Origin of the sequence: Streptomyces sp. CA-249302 (genome assembly GCF_050936785.1) — a bacterium.
Classification (GTDB): domain Bacteria; phylum Actinomycetota; class Actinomycetes; order Streptomycetales; family Streptomycetaceae; genus Streptomyces.
Genome location: NZ_JBNJMG010000001.1, coordinates 6,501,302 through 6,518,825, shown reverse-complemented (window position 1 = coordinate 6,518,825; position 17,524 = coordinate 6,501,302). Strand labels below are relative to the sequence as shown.

Sequence of the window (17,524 nt, the reverse complement as noted above, 5' to 3'; positions counted from 1 at the left end):
TGTTGTCCTCGTCCCTTACTTCGCAGCCGCGAGCTCGGCGGCCTTGTCGGCCGCGCCGTCCATGGTGTCCACGCGCTGCACCAGCGGGTGGTTGGCGTCGGAGAGGATCTGACGACCCAGCTCGGCGTTGTTGCCGTCCAGACGCACGACCAGCGGCTTGGTGACGTCCTCGCCGCGGTCCTCCAGGAGCTTCAGCGCCTGGACGATGCCGTTGGCGACCTCGTCGCAGGCGGTGATGCCGCCGAAGACGTTGACGAAGACCGACTTGACGTCGGGGTCGCCCAGGATGATCTCCAGGCCGTTCGCCATCACGGCCGCGGACGCGCCGCCGCCGATGTCGAGGAAGTTGGCGGGCTTGACGCCACCGTGCGCCTCACCGGCGTACGCGACGACGTCCAGGGTGCTCATGACGAGACCCGCGCCGTTGCCGATGATGCCGACCTCGCCGTCGAGCTTGACGTAGTTGAGGTTCTTCTCCTTGGCGGCGGCCTCCAGCGGGTTCGCGGAGTCCTTGTCCTGGAGGGCCTCGTGCTCCGGCTGACGGAACTCGGCGTTCTCGTCGAGGGAGACCTTGCCGTCGAGGGCGATGACCTCGCCGGAGGCGACCTTGGCCAGCGGGTTGACCTCGACCAGGAGGGCGTCCTCCTCGACGAAGGTCTTCCACAGCGTCACGAGGACGTTGGCGACCTTGTCGGCGACCTCAGCCGGGAACTTCGCGGCCTCGACGATCTGGCGGGCGACCTCGGGGGTCACGCCGACGTTGGCGTCGATCGGCGTCTTGGCGACGGCCTCGGGGCGGGTCTCCGCCACCTCCTCGATCTCCATGCCGCCCTCGACGGACGCGATGGAGAGGAAGGTGCGGTTGGCGCGGTCCAGGAGGAAGGAGACGTAGTACTCCTCCACGATCTCCGGAGCCGTCTCGGCGATCATCACCTTGTGGACCGTGTGGCCCTTGATGTCCATGCCGAGGATGTTGGTCGCGTGCTCGACCGCCTCGTCGGCGGTGGCGGCGAGCTTCACGCCGCCGGCCTTGCCGCGGCCGCCGACCTTCACCTGGGCCTTGACGACGGACTTGCCACCGAGGCGCTCGGTGGCTGCGCGGGCCGCCTCAGGCGTGTCGATGACTTCACCGGCCAGCACCGGTACATCGTGCTTGGCGAAGAGGTCCCTCGCCTGGTACTCGAACAGGTCCACGCGCTTCCGTCCCTATCAGTGATCTCGCGGTTCGTTGGATGCGTGGGCGTGCCGCGAGGGCAACGTGACGTCCGACCGTTGTCTGTCACAGGGGAGGCGCACACGGTGACCGAGCGCGCGGCATGTCCGTCTCGCAGGTTATCGCTGCTTGCAGGAGGCCCCTAAATCGAGGGTCACACCTGAGCGGTGATACCTGTCACATGATGCCGCACTCACTGGCACGGGGTGCCGGATGTGAGGCGGGTGGGGAGTGGCCGGGGGCCCGTCGGGGGCCCGCGGGAGGGGCATCGGGGGCTGCCGGAGGGGCATCGGGGGCTGCGGGAGGAGGCGAGGAGAGAGCGAGGAGGAGGCGGGGAGCAGCCGGGGAGAGAACGGGAAGGGGCCTCCGGCGCCGCCGGGAATCGGCCAAGGTGGGGTGGAAGGCCGAGGCGGGGCCCCACCGGGCTGGGGTTGGCCCGGTGAGGCCCCTTGTACGGCCCCGAAGCCCCTCGGAAGGGCCATGTCACGGGGCCTGGCCGGGTGGTCCCCACCCCTATGGGGACCACCCGGCCCGTTCCGCGAGGTGCGGGAGGGACAGACCGACGGCTTTCGGCCATCCGGGTCCCACACCCTCACGGAGCCGGTCGTTCACCGCACGGATCGGCGCCCACGTTCGTCCGGGGCGGGCACTGCGTGCGCCGGGCAGAGCGGGCATTGCGCCGTCCTGGTGGTGCAGGCAGTGCATGCGGCCCGGTGGTGCAGGCAATGCGTGCGGTCCGGTGGTGCAGGCAATGCGTGCGCCAGACGGTGCAGGGCATTGCGTGCGCCGGGTGGGCGCATCGCTGCGGTGATCGGTCAGTGGGTTGCGGCCGGTCGGTCGTCGTGCGGCGGCTCAGCGGAGAGCTGTCGTACGGCGCCGGGACCGGCAGTGCGGTCAGGCGCTGTACGAGGTGCCGTACGGCGCGTTCGGGATGTGCTGGACGTAGCCCGGCGTGACCGACTCGGCGATGCCCTCGACGCCGGTGACGGCGTGTCCGGCGAGCGGGGCGGCGGTGTTCCGGACGGTGCCGGTCAGGTCGCCGGCGAAGGGGGCGACCTGACCCGTGACACCGTGCACGAAGGGGTCGACGTCGCCGACGACGCCGTACGCGAAGGGCGTGACGTCGCCCGTGACGCCGTAGGCCAGAGTCGTGGCGCTGCCGGCGACGCCCTGGACGACGGGCTCGACGAGCCCGACGACGGGCCCGACGGCCTCGGTGACCCCCTCCGCGAACTGCGGCACCTGGCCGGTGACGCCATACGCCAGACCGGTCGCGTGCCCGCCGACCCCGTACGCGAGCGGCGGCACCTCACCGACGACACCACCGGCGAAGGGCGCGGCATCTCCCACGACGCCGTACGCCAGCCCGGACACGTCACCGACGGCCTGCCCGGCGACGGGGAGCACGCCGTGCACGGCGGTTCCGGCGACGGGGGGCAACACGGCACCGGTGGCGTCCTGAGCCACCTCGCCGACGAGCCCGGTGGCGTACGCCGGCACGTCGGCGACGACGCCCCCGACGACGGGCGTCACACCGTGAACTGCGCCTCCAGCGACGGGCGACACACCACGGACTGCGCCTCCGACGACGGGCATCACGCCGTGGACTGCGTCTCCGGCGACGGTCTGCACGCCGGCGACCGCACCGGCAGCGACCGGCTGAACGCCCGTGACGACCCCACCGACGACCGGCGTCACCCTCTGCACGGCACCCGTGGCGACCGGGACGACGCCCGCCACCGCCTGGTCGGCGACCGGCAGAACGCCGTTCACCGCGGAGGTGGCGAGGGGCGGGACGGCGGCCGTGACGGTCTCATCGACGATCGGGGTGACCGTACCGGGGACGTTCCCGACCGTGCCGGTGACATGCTGCTGAACGCCGCCGACTGTGCCGGTGACGCGCCGCTCGACGCCGCCCACCGTGCCCACGACCTGCTGTTCGACCCCGCCGACCGTACCGACGACGTGCTGCGCGGCCCCGCCGACCGTGCCCGTGACGTGGCTCGGGACCGTGGAGACGGAGGCTTCCGCCGTGGAGGTGACTGTGCGTGCCTCGCCCTGGGCGAAGGCGGTCGCGCCGGTCGCCCTGCCCTGGACCGTGCCGGTCGCGGTCCAGGCGGTCTCCCGGGCTCCCGCCGTCGCGCGGCCCGCGCCCGCGACCGTCTGCTGGGCCTTCGTGCGTACGACGCCGTCGACACCCTGCGTCTGCGAACGCGCCCCCGACTGCGCACCCTGGAGCTTCGTCTGCGCGGCGGCCAGCGCCTGCTCGACCTCCGGGGCGAAGACGGCGAGCGGGCCGAAGAGGTAGTCGATCTCACCCTGCGGGGAGGAGCTCGCGTCGGCGGCGGTGGCACGTGCCTGCTCCGCCGTGGCCCGCGTCCGGTCGGCCGTGGCATGCGCCTCGGCCTGCGCGGCGCGGGCCGCCTTCGCGCCCTGGATCGCCGCGGCGCCCTTGATCTTGGCGGCCTTGGAGGTCACGGAGGCCGTCGGCGCGGAGACCTTGGCATCGACGTTCTTGCGGGCCTGGTCGGCCGTGCCGGTCGTCTTCGTGGCGCCGGTCGCGGTGTCGGCAGCCCCGGACACGGTCGACGTCGCCGTACCCGTGGTGTCGTCCACCGTCCCGGTCACCCCGGAGACGGTGTCCTGCACCCCGCTGACCACACCGTCGACCGTGCCGGTGACGGTGTCGGTCAGCGTGCCGAGCGTGCTGTCGGTGTCGGTGGTGGTGTCCGATGCGGACAGGGAGGAGGCCGGCAACTCGTCCGCGCTGGCGACGGCGGAACCGAGCGCCCACGCGCCGGTGACACCGGCGGCTATGACGATGGAGCGGCGGATGTTCTTGTTCATACGTACGTCAGATCCTTCGGATCCTTGGAAGCGCCCGGAAGCAGTCGGAGACACCGGTCGGCAACGGGAGCTCGCGGATCACCGGCGGTCCCCGGGCGTTCCGGGAGATCGGGCTGGTCGATCCGGGCGTTCTGGAACCTCGCGGGTTCCAGCCCTGCTGTTCCGGTGGGTTCCGGTGGATTCCGGGGCTTCGGAGGACGGCTTGGGGACAATTCCGGCGCCGGTCTCCGTTGGTGGTCCGTGAGTCGGGACCAGTGGAGTCGGCGGCTTCCGTCCGGAGTTCGGAGGGGTGTCCGGACGGGCGGGCAGACCTGTTCCGCCCCCGCGCGGCAGGTCTACGGCGGGGGAAGGGCCTGTCCTAGGCGGGGGATACGGGAATGTCCCGGTGCCGGTCCCGCAGACCGGCGGCGTCCGTACGCGCCGCGCCACCCGGCAGCAGCCGCAGCGGCGCCCGCCGGCTCAGTGCCACGGCGTGCGCGTCACCGTGCCTCGACGTGCTGTTGTCCACGCCGGTACGACTGTCCAGCGCGCCGGTCGGATCGCCGTCGGGCGCCTGATGGACCGGCGCGTACCCGGCCCCACCGGCGCGCTGCCCGGCGCCGCGCGCCGGACGGCGGACGGCATCGGCGTCGCCCCCGAGCCCCGGCCCGTACACCGCACCGCTGACCACCGCACCGGCACCGCGTTCGGTGTCCCGCGCGTCCGGCAGCTGGTGGCTCGCGCCGCCCGGCGACGGGACGGGCGCCGGCAGGGTCTGCCCCGGCAGCGCGGGGACACCCGGCAGCGAGGGCACCGAAGGCACACCGGGCAACGACGGAAGCGAAGGCAGGGACGGCAGCCCCGGTATCTCCGCAGTCACCTTCCCCAGCTCGTCCGTCACGGTCTCCACCAGCCCACCGACCGGCCGCAACACCCGGTCACCGACGGCCTGAACGACCTGATCGGTGACGGGCCGGAGGATGTCGTCGCCCTCGCCCGAGGCCGGGAGGGATCCGGAGCCGGATCCGGTGAGGATCTCGGTGATCGGGTGGGCGGGGGACTTGCGGGCGGAGGACTCGCGAGCAGGGAACTTGGGGGCGGGGAACTTGGGGGCGGGTGGTACGACGGGAGCAGCGGCCGGAGCGGTGGAGCCCACCTCGGCAGGCTTGCCGACCGGCCTGGGCTTGGCCGGGGTTGCCGCGTGCTGCTCGACCGGCGCGGCAGTCGGGCCGTGCACGCCACCCTTGCCGCCCGTGGTCGGCGACGACGGCCCAAACACACCACTCGCCAACGACCGGACACCGTCGCCCACCGCCGCCGGGACCGCCGGCACCACCTCGGACGAGGATGCCAACGGCACCCCCTCCGCCGCGTGCGCCTGCTCCCCGCAGAAGAACCCGAGCGCGAACAACCCGCCCACCACCACGACCACTTGCAGCGCACGTCGCCCAACCGCCGTGCGCATCACGCGCAGAGCGGCACCGGGCAGAGCTGCTGGCCAGGTCAAGACGGGGTGGATCCTCCCGTGCGGCGGAACGGTCTGAACGAACTCCGCGAGCAACTCCGCGCAACGGACTCGGAGTCGGCGCGAGGTGGTACGGGCGAGCGGAGCGGCGGGGTGACGCCGATGAGGCGTCGATCCTCGCACGCCCCTCCCGAGGTTGCGCAAGCCCTCCGTTACCGATGGGTAGTCATGTCCCTTTTGCTGGGCGAAGTCGGACGACTACTCGTCGACAAATCGTCAGCGACAACCCACATCCACCCGCCTGCATCGACCCGCCCGCGTCCACCCGTCCTCACGCCGTGTCCGGTATCGGCAGCGGCCGCTTCTCGATCGCCGCCGCCATCACCTCCGGGAAGAGGTCGGGGGTGCACGCGAACGCCGGTGCCCCGAGCGCGGCGAGCGCGGCCGCATGCTCGCGGTCGTACGCGGGCGCCCCTTCGTCGGACAGCGCGAGCAGTGCCACGAACTGCACGCCGGACGCCTTCATCGCCGCGACCCGCTTGAGCATCTCGTTGCGGATACCGCCTTCGTAGAGGTCGCTGATCAGCACGACCACCGTCTCGGCGGGCCGGGTGATCTGCGACTGGCAGTAGGCGAGCGCCCGGTTGATGTCCGTACCGCCGCCGAGCTGAGTGCCGAACAGGACGTCGACCGGGTCGTCGAGCTGGTCGGTCAGGTCGACCACCGCCGTGTCGAAGACGACGAGTCGCGTGGAGATTGTCCGCATCGAGGCGAGCACCGCGCCGAACACCGAGGCGTACACGACGGACGCCGCCATGGATCCCGACTGGTCGATACAGAGGATGACCTCCTTCTTCGTGGACTGCGCCGCGCGCCCGTATCCGATCAGCCGCTCCGGCACGATCGTGCGGTACTCCGGCAGGTAGTGCTTGAGGTTGGCCGCGATCGTGCGGTTCCAGTCGATGTCGTGGTGGCGCGGCCGGTTGATCCGGGCGCTGCGGTCGAGGGCGCCGGTGAGGGTGGCCCGGGTGCGGGTGGCGAGCCGCTTCTCCAGGTCCTCGACGACCTTGCGGACGACCGCCCGCGCCGTCTCCTTCGTCGTCTCCGGCATGGCCTTGTTGAGGGAGAGCAGCGTGCCGACGAGGTGCACGTCGGCCTCCACCGCCTCCAGCATCTCCGGCTCCAGCAGTAGCGCGGACAGCCCGAGCCGGTCGATGGCGTCGCGCTGCATGACCTGTACGACGGAGGAGGGGAAGTACGTGCGGATGTCCCCGAGCCACCGCGCCACGGACGGCGCGGACGCTCCCAGCCCCGCCGAACGCTCCCGCCCCGCCTGCCCTTGCCGCTCCGCCTTCCCGTACAGCGCGGCCAAGGCCCCGTCCATCGCCGAGTCCCGCCCCGACAACGCGCACCCGGTCCCGTCAGCGGCGTCCCCGCCCAGCACCAGCCGCCAACGCCGCAGCCGCTCCCGCGCCGCCTCGTCCGGCTCCACGGCCGTCCCCCCACCACTCATCCCCGTACCTCCGCACGGTCCCGATCCCAGAGCGGCACCACCCGCACGGCCCCCGCACCGGCCCCCGCCCGGGGCCCGTTCCCGTACCGGGACCGCCGAGGCTGCGGCGCGCGTCCGCACCGGCAGGTGCGGACGGCCGCCTCCGGAGAGATGTCGCCCGTCTCGGCCCTCTCCCCGCGCCCCTGCTCGTCCAGCCCGTCCACCGTCGTCATCACGCCACCCCCGCAAGGTGCTTGTCGTCCCTGTCGTCGTCCGTGCTCTGCGTGTCTTCCCGGCCATCACCCAGCCCGAGCAGCAACCGCACCACCGGCACGACCGCGTCCGCCCGATCCACGTCCAGGTCGGGTGCGAAGCCCGGGAGCGCCGAGCCCGCTGCCGTCGCACTCGCCCGTTCGCCGGGTCCGCGCCGGACGAGTTCGCCCAGCGTCCGGCGCACTCCGGGCTCGTACGCCGAGAACGTCCGCCGCAGCAGCGGCAGTACGTCGGTGAAGGCCTCCGCCGGCACCCCGGTCAGCCAGGCGTCGACCAGTCCGAGCAGCCGCTCGTCGTGCACGAGGAGCATCCCGCCGCCGGAGCCGCCACCGACGAAGCCCTCGATCCACGCGGCCGCCTCCCCCGGCGGTGTCCCCGGCGACAGCACGAGCCCCATGAGCCGCGCCGCCTCGTCCTGCGCCAACTCCCCTTCGTCCAGCAGCAACCGCACGGCCCGCCCACGGACGACCCCGGAGACGGTGTCCCGCACGGACAGCACGCGCAGCACGGAATGCCAGCGGCCGCGCAGGCCGGCGTGAGCCGCGGCCGGATCGTCGGCGGCCCGTCCCGCCGAGGCGGGCGCCTCGGCGAGGAGCGCCACCGCACCCTGTACCGCATCCAGATGGCGCCGCATCTCCTCGGCCGCGTCCGCGTCCAGGGCGGCGCAGGCCGGTGGCAGGCCGACGAAGATCCGCTCGGCGAGACCCGCCGCGACCTCCGCCAGCGCCCCGGTGTCCGTACCGCGCACATCGCCGTACCGCAGGGAGCGGACCAGGGCAGGCAGGGCCTGGGCGAGGTGGCCGACGTCCGTGTCGAGCGCCGCGCGATCGGCGAGGACCCGCATCACCACGGGCAGCGCGTCCGGCAGTTCGGCCAGCAGGCAGCGCTCGGCGAGCCCGGTGACCTCGGCAAGTCCCTGCGCCCCGACGGCGTCCGCCTCCGCCTTGGCCGTCGCCGCGGCGAGCACGGTCGTACCCCACACCCCGGCCTCGGCCACCCGCACCGACAACTCCGGTTCCCAGCGCAGCCGCCATGTCTCCCGGAAGGTGCCCGTGCTCCCCCGCGACGCGGCCGGCTCGCCCCACGCGACGCCCAGCAACCGCAGCCGGTGCAGCAGCCTGCTGCGCCCGGCGTCGGTCTCCTTGCGCAGGTCCAGCTCCAACTCCCGCTCCAGCGCCTCCGGTCTGAGCCGCAGCCGCCGCTGGATCCGGTCCAGGTCCCGCTGCAACGGCACCGCCGGCGCCGCCTGCGGCACCTCCCCGAGTACGTCCCCGACGACCAGCCGGTCGTGCACCAGGGCGAGCGGCACGTCCGAGCCCTCGCACATCACCGCGCGCACGGCGTCCGTCGTCTCGCCGAGCCCCGGCAACGGGCGGCCCCGCATCACCGCGAGCGTCTCCGCCAGCCGTACCGCCTCGATGACGTGTGCCGAGGAGACGAGCCGGTCCTCGTCCCGCAGCAGCCCGGCCACCTTGGTCATCCACCGCTCGACGGGCCGGTCCGGCGCGCTGAAGAGATGCCCGTACCAGCCCGGCGAGTCGATCCCGGCCCCGTACCCGCTGACCCGCGCGAGCCGCCGGTACGTCCACGGCACCCACGTCATGTCCGCCTTGACCTTGGGCAGCCCCTTCACCAGCGCCCGGTCGGCGGCGACGGCCGTCCTCTCCCGCAGCGCGGGCACATGCCAGGCCCCGCACACGACAGCCACGGCGTCCCCGAACTCCCGCTGCGCTGCCCGCACCTGGAGCCGCATGTACGCCTCCCGCACGAGGTCCCGCTCATGGCCCCCGACGCCGTACGTCTCCCGCAGCGCCCCCATGGCCTCTTCCAGCACGACGAAGGGCGCGAAAACGTCCCGCTCCCCCGCACCCCGATGCTCGACGACGTCCTCCCACCACCGCTCGGGATCGTCGCAACCGGCGGCTTCGGCAAGCACCGCCAGGGGGTCGATACGGACGTCTGCTTCGGCGGCTGAAGCAGGGACGTCGGAAGCTGGAGCAGGTACCTCGGAGGCCGGAGCGGGTACGGAGGCGGGCTCGGACTCAACCCCCTCCCTCCCCCACGCCAGCGTGTGCACCGCCGGCAAGTCGATGAAACGGGCCGGGACTTCATGCTCCAGCGCCCACCGGATCGCGACCCACTCCGGGGAGAACTCGGCGAGCGGCCAGAAGGCGGAGCGGCCGGGCTCGTCCACCGCATGGGCGAGGAGCGCAACCGGCGGCCGCATGTCCTCCTCGGCAGCCAACGGAATCAGCGCGTCGGCCTCCGGCGGCCCCTCGATCAGCACGACCCGCGGCCGAGCCGCATCCAACGCCCCCCGCACGGCACGCGCCGACCCGGGCCCGTGATGCCGCACCCCGAGCAGCAGAGGCCCACTCCCACCGGCCCCTCCCGAGCGCCCCCACCCCAGGTCGTTCACGCGCTCACCTCGCGGCAGGCACGGTAGAAGTCCGTCCAGCCGTCGCGTTCGCGGACGACCGCCTCCAGGTACTCCTGCCAGATGACCCGGTCGGCCGCGGGGTCGCGGACGACGGCGCCGAGGATGCCCGCGGCGACGTCACCGGCCCGTAGGACGCCGTCGCCGAAGTGGGCCGCCAGGGCGAGTCCGTTGGTGACGACGGAGATCGCCTCGGCCGTCGAGAGGGTGCCGCTGGGCGACTTGAGCTTGGTACGGCCGTCGGCGGTGACCCCGTCGCGCAGCTCGCGGAAGACGGTCACCACGCGGCGGATCTCGTCCGCGCCGTCGGGCACGGCCGGGAGGTCCAGGGAGCGGCCGATCTGGTCCACCCGGCGCGAGACGATGTCCACCTCGGCCTCGGCGCTCTCCGGCAGCGGCAGCACCACCGTGTTGAAGCGGCGGCGCAGGGCGCTGGAGAGGTCGTTGACCCCGCGGTCGCGGTCGTTGGCGGTCGCGATCAGGTTGAAGCCCCGGACCGCCTGCACCTCCTGTCCCAACTCCGGTATCGGCAGCGTCTTCTCGGACAGGATCGTGATGAGCGTGTCCTGCACGTCGGCCGGGATCCGGGTCAGCTCTTCCACCCGCGCCGTCATCCCCTCCGCCATGGCCCGCATGACCGGGCTGGGGACGAGGGCGGCGCGGCTCGGGCCGTTCGCGAGCAGCTGCGCGTAGTTCCAGCCGTACCGGATCGCCTCCTCCGGCGTACCCGCCGTGCCCTGCACGAGCAGGGTCGAGTCACCGCTGACGGCCGCGGCCAGGTGCTCGGACACCCATGTCTTCGCGGTGCCCGGCACACCGAGCAGCAGCAGGGCGCGGTCGGTCGCGAGCGTGGTGACGGCGACCTCGACGATGCGCCGCGGCCCCACGTACTTCGGCGTGATCACGGTCCCGTCCGGCAGCGTGCCGCCGAGCAGGTACGTCGCCACCGCCCAGGGCGACAGCTTCCAGCGGGCCGGACGCGGCCGGTCGTCCTGTGCGGCCAGCGCGGCGAGTTCACCGGCGAAGGCGTCCTCGGCATGCGGCCGCAACGCCTCGGCCGGTTCCCGCACGAGTACTTCGGCTGCTTCGACGGTCGTCGGTTCCACGGACACAGACATGGCTGAGGTCCCCCTCCAGCTCGGCCGGTTCGGATCTGACACCAACCGTGCACCACGCCACTGACAATGCGTTCCGACCTGCGAAAACGCCTCCGCGGGCCCGATCTCCGAACCCTTCGCCGGACCGCTCGCGGACCGATTGTCAGTGGTGGGATCTACCGTCGAAGACATGACTCAGCAGGGGGTGCGCTGGAGCGCGGATCAGGTGCTGGCATTGGCTCCTGACGCCGCGTCACGCAAAGCGGGAAGCAAACTCGGCGCGGCGGGGCCGTGGTCCGAGGCGGGGAGTTCCGACGAGGGGACGGTGTGGGGGCTGTGCAAGGGCAGTGGCGGCAAGCCGTATCAGACGGTCGTCGACATCGCGGACGCGGCGGGTCCGGCGTACAAGTGCAGCTGTCCGAGCCGCAAGTTCCCGTGCAAGCACGCGCTCGGGCTGCTGCTGCTCTGGGCCGGCGAGGACGGGGAGGTGGGGGCGGGCGCGCCGCCGGACTGGGCTGAGCAGTGGATAAAGGGGAGAAGGCAGCGCGCGGAGGAGAAACGGTCGGGGGCGCCGTCCGGTTCCTCGTCCGCGGCCGGCGATCCGGAGGCGTCGCGGCGGCGGGCGGAGCGCCGGGCCGAGCGGGTCACCGCGGGCGCGACCGAGCTGGAGCAGCGGCTGGCAGACCTGCTGCGCGGCGGCCTGGCCAGCGCCGAGCAGGCGGGGTACGGGCTGTGGGAGGAGACGGCCGCCCGCATGGTCGACGCGCAGGCGCCCGGACTCGCCGCGCGGGTAAGGGAGTTGGGGTCCGTCCCGGCGTCCGGGCCCGGCTGGCCGGTGCGGCTGCTGGAGGAGTGCGCGCTGCTCCATCTGCTCGACCAGGGCTGGCTGGGCCGTGAGCGGCTGCCGGAAGGCCTGGCGGCGACGGTCCGTTCCCGCATCGGCCTGCCGGGCTCGGCGGACGGCCCGCCGCTGCGGGACCGCTGGCTGGTCCTCGCCCAGTACGACACGGCGGACGCCCGCCTGACGACCCGCCGGATCTGGCTCCACGGCACCGACTCGAACCGCACCGCGCTGCTCCTGTCGTACGGCGCCGCGGGCCGCTCCCCGGAGCTCGCGCTTCCCGTGGGGCTGGCCCTCGACGCGGAGCTGTCCGCCTATCCCGGCGCCGGGCAGCTGCGGACGGCCCTCGGCGAGCAGTTCGCCCCACCGGCACCCACCACCCGACGACCACCGGGCATGACGACCACCCAGGCCGCCGCCCGCTACGGCACCGCACTGCGGGACGACCCCTGGCTGGACTCCGTCCCGGTGACCCTGGACGGGGTCATACCGACGCCGGACGGCACCTCTTGGCAGCTGGCGGACGCAGACGAGGACAGCGCCCTGCCCCTCACACCCACCGCCGCCGCCCGCCCCGGCCTCTGGCGCCTGGTCGCCCTCTCGGGCGGCGCCCCCGTCAAGGTCTTCGGCGAGTGCGGCCACCGCGGCTTCACTCCCCTGACGGCCTGGCCGGAGGACGAGGGCGAGCCGGTGCAACTGTGCTGACCCGACCGCCCACGACCGCTCTCCTCTTCTTCACTCCCCTTTTCTCAGGCAGCCCACCGAAAGGAACCGCATGAACAGGACGTCCGCACCCGTGGATGCGCCCGCGCCGGGCGCCTGGGAGGAACTCGTCACGGCGGCGCTGCTCGGGACGGAGCGGCGTACGCCGCCGGGTGGCGCCTCGGGCCGGGAGGCGCCGGTGGCGCTGCTGGACGCGGCGGCCGTCGAGACCGTACGACGGCGGGCCGGGCTGCGTCCGGCACGGGCGGCCGTACGACCGGAGCCCGCCCCCGCGGACGCACGGGCCGCACTGCCCGAAGCCGCCGCCCGCCGGCTCGCGCTGCTGCTGACGGACCGTGCCGGCCCGGCCGGCGGCCGCCGAGGCACCGCCCCGGACCTCACGGAACTGCTGCCGCAGTGGCTCGCGACGGCGAACGCCCACGGATTCGCGCCCCCAGCGCACCTGCTGCCCGCGCTGCTGGACGCGGCACGCGGGCGCACGGATCTGCGGCCTGCGGCGCTGACGTTCGCGGGGCCGCGGGCTGTGTGGCTCGCCCGGCTGAACCCGGACTGGCGGTTCGCACTGCGGGCCACCCCGGGCGGGGGCGCGGCGCTCCCGCACCTGGAGGACGAGGAGAGGACCCGACGGCTGTGGCAGGAGGGCCTGTTCGCGGAACGGGTCGCCCTGCTCTCGGCCCTGCGCGACCGCGAGCCCGCCGCCGCGCGCGAGCTGCTCATGACGACCTGGGCGACGGAACGGGCCGAGGACCGGCTGATGTTCCTCGACTCGCTGCGGACGGGCCTCGGACCACAGGACGAGCCGTTCCTGGAACAGACGTTGGCCGACCGCAGCCGCAACGTCCGGGCGACGGCGGCCGAGCTGCTCTCCGCGCTGCCCGACTCGGCGCTGGCCGCGCGGATGGCGGTCCGGGCCGGGGCGTGCGTGGCCGTCGACCGCACCCATGCCCTACCGACGATCACGGTCGAGGCCCCGCACGAGTGCGACGCGAGCATGGAGCGCGACGGTGTCGTGGCCAAGGCTCCGGCGGGAAGGGGTGAACGGTCGTGGTGGTTCGGCCAGTTGGTGGAGGCGACACCGCTCGGGACGTGGCCCCGGCGGCTCGGCGGACGTACACCCGAGGAGATCGTGGCCCTGCCGGTCGCGGACGACTGGCAGGGCGAGCTGCACGCGGCGTGGTGCCGGGCCGCCGTACGACAGCGGGACGCCGACTGGTCCCGGGCGCTCCTCGGGGCGCCCTCCGTACCCGAGGCGGGCGGACCGGGAGCGGTGTCCCTGGCCGAACGCGCCAAGCTGCTCGGCACGCTGGGCGCCGCCGAACGGGCCGACTGGGTGGCCGGGTTCATAGCGGCGCACGGGCTGTCGGAGGCGTTTCAGCTGCTCGGGGTGTGCGCGGTGCCGTGGACCGCGCCACTCGGGCGATCGGTGGTCGACGCGCTCAACATCGCGCGGGACGCAGGGAGTTACCCATGGAGTTTCAGCGGAGTTATGGGCCTGGCCGAACGCTGCCTCGACCCCTCGGACACCGGCCGCCTCGACGGCCTGCAAGCAGTCCCGGACGAGTCGGAGCACGCGTCACCGGGAGCGGGCGGCTATTGGGCGGAGGCATTCCAACGCCTGGTCACGACACTGCGATTGCGGGCGGCGATGGCGGAGGAATTGAAGCCGACGTAGCAATTCCAGCCCGTCTGGGGGTGCCCCCTCTGGGGGAGTTTGAGGACGAGGCCCTCCGGGCCGACCGGGGGTCTGGGGGCAGAGCCCCCGGGTCCGCGAACCCCCACCGACCCGCACCGAACATCGGCTGCACCGCCGGAGGCCTAAGCCCCCGTCGGCTGCCTGACATTCGCCCGTACCCAGTCGACGATCGACTGCGTGGTCGCCCCCGGCGTGAAGATCTCCGCCACGCCCTTCTCCTTCAGCGGCGCGATGTCCGCCTCCGGAATGATCCCGCCCCGAAGACCAGGATGTCCTCCGCCTCCCGCTCCTTGAGCAGGTCGATCACCGCGGCGAAGAGCGTGTTGTGGGCGCCGGACAGGATGGACAGCCCGATCGCGTCGGCGTCCTCCTGGATCGCCGTGCCCACGATCTGCTCCGGCGTCTGGTGGAGCCCGGTGTAGATGACCTCCATACCGGCGTCGCGCAGCGCCCGCGCGATGACCTTGGCCCCGCGGTCGTGGCCGTCGAGCCCCGGCTTGGCCACCACGACGCGGATCGGACCGGCTGCCACACCCATCACTGCCTCCATGAAGCGACTGCGTCCATCCCCACATCCCTCCCTACCGACGGGTACAGGGGTACCCGAACCGGCCGAGAAAGTGAACGAACGTTATCTCCAGCATCCCGCAACCGGCAGTTTCGCGCTGTCGGCCGAGGGGGAAATCACACGGTGGGACACGTTCACCGCGCGACGTTCCGGCGGGAACACGCGCAGCGGGAGCCGCAACGAGGTCGCCGTACCACCGCGCCGCAGGCCGCGCGGCGTGGTGGTACGGCGTGTCGACGTCGGTACGTGCAGTCGACAGCCTCCGCCGCGGCTTCCCATGAGGGCACACGGGGGACAGAGCCGTCCTCCTGCGTGCCGACAGGAGGTCGGCCATGAAGGTCACCAGGGCAGTGCAACCCCTTCTTCCGCTCTGTCAGCGACTGCTCCCGAGCAGGCTGGCCGGACTCTCCGTCGCTCTGCTGAAGGCGACCGCCCTGGAGCTCGCGATCCTGGCGGGACACCTCCTCCTCTATCCCTCGGGCATCACCCAGGAACGCCGCACGCCGGCCCCGCTCCCATCACCCGAAGGCGCCGCCCAGCTGCCCACCGGGACGAAACCCCCGGTCGTGCTGCTGCACGGCTTCATAGACAACCGCTCGGTCTTCGTGCTGCTGCGCCGCAGCCTCGCCCAGCACGGCAGGCAGCGGGTCGAGTCGCTCAACTACTCGCCGCTGACCTGTGACATCCGCACCGCGGCCGAGCTGCTCGGCCGGCACATAGAGGAGATCTGCGAGCGCACCGGCAGCAAGGAGGTCGACATCGTCGGGCACAGCCTCGGCGGGCTGATCGCGCGGTACTACGTGCAGCGTCTCGGCGGCGACATCCGCGTCCGCACCCTGGTCACGCTGGGCACCCCGCACTCCGGCACCCGGGTCGTGCCGCTGGCCGACGCGCACCCCATCGTGCGCCAGATGCGCCCCGGCTCGCAGGTGCTCGAGGAGCTCACACTGCCGGCGCCCGGCTGCCGTACCCACTTCGTCAGCTTCTGGAGCGACCTCGACCATCTGATGGATCCGCTGGAGACGGCCTGTATCGACCACCCCGACCTGCTGGCGCAGAACGTGCGGGTCAGCGGGGTCGGCCATCTCGCCCTGCCGGTGCACCCGGCCGTCGCCACCGGGATACGTCAGGCTCTCGACGCGACACGGACAGGAGCCGAAGCCGCCGCCCACGCCGGCGGCCTGACAGTGGCGTGACAGCCGACCCACATCGAACGCTCTTCGAACACAAGGCCAAACCCGCGCCCGCACTCCCCCGAAACACGGCCGAATGCCCGTTTCCTGCGCGCCCGAAACCAGTTGAAGATTGTCGCGCCCGCATACCGCCGGGTACAGTCACCGCACTGCTCTGGCAGCCCCTGTTGTCGAGGCGAAAGAGAAGTTGGTGAACGACCGTCACCCGTCGGGGACCATGACCACCCCGGCTCCGGCTTCCGATGCCGCCTCGGCGCACTACGCGTCCTATGGCACACAGGAAGCCCAGTACGGCGACTTCACCACGTACGGCGGCTACGACGCGAACGGTTTCGCGACCGGCGCGCACGCCACGGCGACCTTCGACGCCGACCCCCTCTTCGGCAGCCTCCCCGGCGACGACACCACCGGCTCGTACGACTCCGGTCAGTGGACCAGCGGCGGCCGGCAGACCCTGAACTACGACGCGTACGCGGCCCAGCACCACGCCGCCTACGACACCGGCGCGTACGAGACGACCGCCTGGAGCGCCGACTACCAGCAGCTCTCGGCCATCCCGCCGCAGTCCACCGGGCACGACACCTCCGGCCACTGGGACGCGAGCGCCTGGCTCCAGCCCGACCAGTCCGCGGCCCCGGCCGACCAGACCCAGCACTGGGAATGGGGCACGCAGGCCTTCGACACCGGCGCGTACGACGCCACGCAGTGGAACTCGGACGGCCCGGTCGGCGACGAGACTTCGGCCACCGACGCCTACGAGCAGTCAGGCGAACCGTTCGGCCGGCAGGCGACCTCGGTCTTCGAGCAGGTCGAGCCGGGCGCGTACGAGGAACACGCTTACGCCGACGACGAGTTGGCCGACGCGGGTGAGCTTCCTGCCGCCGCGACGCCCCTGCTGGACGACCAGGAAGAGGTCACGTCGGCCCCGGGATCGCGCGCGGCCGCGCGGAACGCGTCCCGCTCCCGCCGCCGTACACCCGCGAAGCGCTCCGCGCTGCTGACCATCGCCGTACCCTCGGCCTGTGTGATGGGTGTCGCGGGCATCGCCGCCGCCTCCGTGGGCACGCTGACCGGCGACAAGGACTCCTCGAATACCGCGTCGGACGTGAAGTCGGTGAAACCGGCCGCCGCCAACAACAAGCTGGACACCCAGCTCGAGAGCCTCTCGGCGGGCGCCGACGACTTCGCCGACCGGGCCAGCCGGACGCAGGAGCGCATCGACCTCAAGGCTCAGCAGGAGGCCGAGAAGAAGAAGGCGGCGGCCGAGGCCGCCCGCAAGGAGCGGCTGCGCCCCAAGTACGCGCTGCCGGTCGCCCAGAAGGGTCTCAGCGCCTACTTCGGCCAGGCCGGCGTCAACTGGATGTCCGTGCACACCGGCATCGACTTCCCGGTCTCGTACGGCACGACGGTGATGTCCGCGGTCGACGGCACCGTGCGGACGCAGTGGAACAGCGCCTACGGCAACATGATGATCGTGACCGCGAAGGACGGCACGGAGACGTGGTACTGCCACCTCTCCAGCTACCGCGTCGCTTCCGGTACGACGGTGAAGGCCGGCGACCCGATCGCGTACTCCGGCAACTCGGGCAACTCCACCGGCCCGCACCTGCACTTCGAGGTTCGGCCGGCGGGGGGCTCCGCCATCGACCCGTTGCCCTGGCTGCGCAGCCACGGGCTCGACCCGACGTAGAAGACCTGGGGCT

10 protein-coding genes and 1 pseudogene are annotated in these 17,524 nt (G+C 72.8%); 4 read left to right on the top strand and 7 right to left on the bottom strand.

The features are described 5' to 3' along the window. Window positions 1–15: 15 nt before the first annotated feature. The 6 genes from sucC to ACQEWB_RS29410 all read right to left on the bottom strand — a co-directional run bounded on the left by sucC (window position 16) and on the right by ACQEWB_RS29410 (window position 10,824). On the bottom strand, window positions 16–1,194 hold the full coding sequence (gene sucC / locus ACQEWB_RS29435; RefSeq protein ID WP_432836187.1) for an ADP-forming succinate--CoA ligase subunit beta: 1,179 nt from the start codon (window positions 1,192–1,194) through the stop codon (window positions 16–18). A 913-nt stretch (window positions 1,195–2,107) separates the two neighbouring features. After that, window positions 2,108–4,060 (bottom strand): hypothetical protein, encoded by a 1,953-nt coding sequence (locus ACQEWB_RS29430; RefSeq protein ID WP_432836185.1) that lies wholly within the window; start codon window positions 4,058–4,060, stop codon window positions 2,108–2,110. A gap of 358 nt (window positions 4,061–4,418) precedes the next feature. After that, the gene (locus tag ACQEWB_RS29425) at window positions 4,419–5,546 is read right to left on the bottom strand and encodes a hypothetical protein (RefSeq protein WP_432836183.1); all 1,128 of its coding nucleotides are present in this window, start codon (window positions 5,544–5,546) and stop codon (window positions 4,419–4,421) included. Between the two features lie 289 nt (window positions 5,547–5,835). Continuing rightward, window positions 5,836–7,017: a VWA domain-containing protein gene (locus ACQEWB_RS29420; protein ID WP_432836181.1), complete on the bottom strand. Its 1,182-nt coding sequence runs from the start codon at window positions 7,015–7,017 to the stop codon at window positions 5,836–5,838. Between the two features lie 211 nt (window positions 7,018–7,228). After that, window positions 7,229–9,688 carry a DUF5682 family protein gene (locus ACQEWB_RS29415; RefSeq protein ID WP_432836179.1) on the bottom strand — a complete coding sequence of 820 codons (2,460 nt, stop codon included), beginning with the start codon at window positions 9,686–9,688 and terminating at the stop codon, window positions 7,229–7,231. Further along, entirely contained in the window at window positions 9,685–10,824 is a 1,140-nt protein-coding gene (locus tag ACQEWB_RS29410; protein WP_432836177.1) for an ATP-binding protein, read from the bottom strand. Before ACQEWB_RS29410 ends, ACQEWB_RS29415 begins: the two co-directional genes overlap by 4 nt. A 169-nt stretch (window positions 10,825–10,993) precedes the next feature. On the opposite strand from ACQEWB_RS29410, the gene ACQEWB_RS29405 reads away from it, so the two are divergent. Continuing rightward, window positions 10,994–12,349, top strand: a complete 1,356-nt coding sequence (locus ACQEWB_RS29405; protein ID WP_432836175.1) for an SWIM zinc finger family protein — start codon at window positions 10,994–10,996, stop codon at window positions 12,347–12,349. Between the two features lie 70 nt (window positions 12,350–12,419). After that, window positions 12,420–14,039, top strand: a complete 1,620-nt coding sequence (locus ACQEWB_RS29400; protein WP_432836173.1) for a DUF5691 domain-containing protein — start codon at window positions 12,420–12,422, stop codon at window positions 14,037–14,039. Between the two features lie 143 nt (window positions 14,040–14,182). On the opposite strand, the pseudogene ACQEWB_RS29395 reads toward ACQEWB_RS29400, so the two are convergent. After that, window positions 14,183–14,598: pseudogene (locus ACQEWB_RS29395) on the bottom strand (cobalamin B12-binding domain-containing protein). 362 nt (window positions 14,599–14,960) lie between these two features. Between ACQEWB_RS29395 and ACQEWB_RS29390 the strand changes: the two are divergent. After that, entirely contained in the window at window positions 14,961–15,824 is an 864-nt protein-coding gene (locus ACQEWB_RS29390) for a lipase family alpha/beta hydrolase (protein ID WP_432836171.1), read from the top strand. Window positions 15,825–16,011: 187 nt separating this feature from the next. Then, window positions 16,012–17,511 (top strand): M23 family metallopeptidase, encoded by a 1,500-nt coding sequence (locus ACQEWB_RS29385; protein ID WP_432836169.1) that lies wholly within the window; start codon window positions 16,012–16,014, stop codon window positions 17,509–17,511. Window positions 17,512–17,524 lie beyond the last annotated feature (13 nt).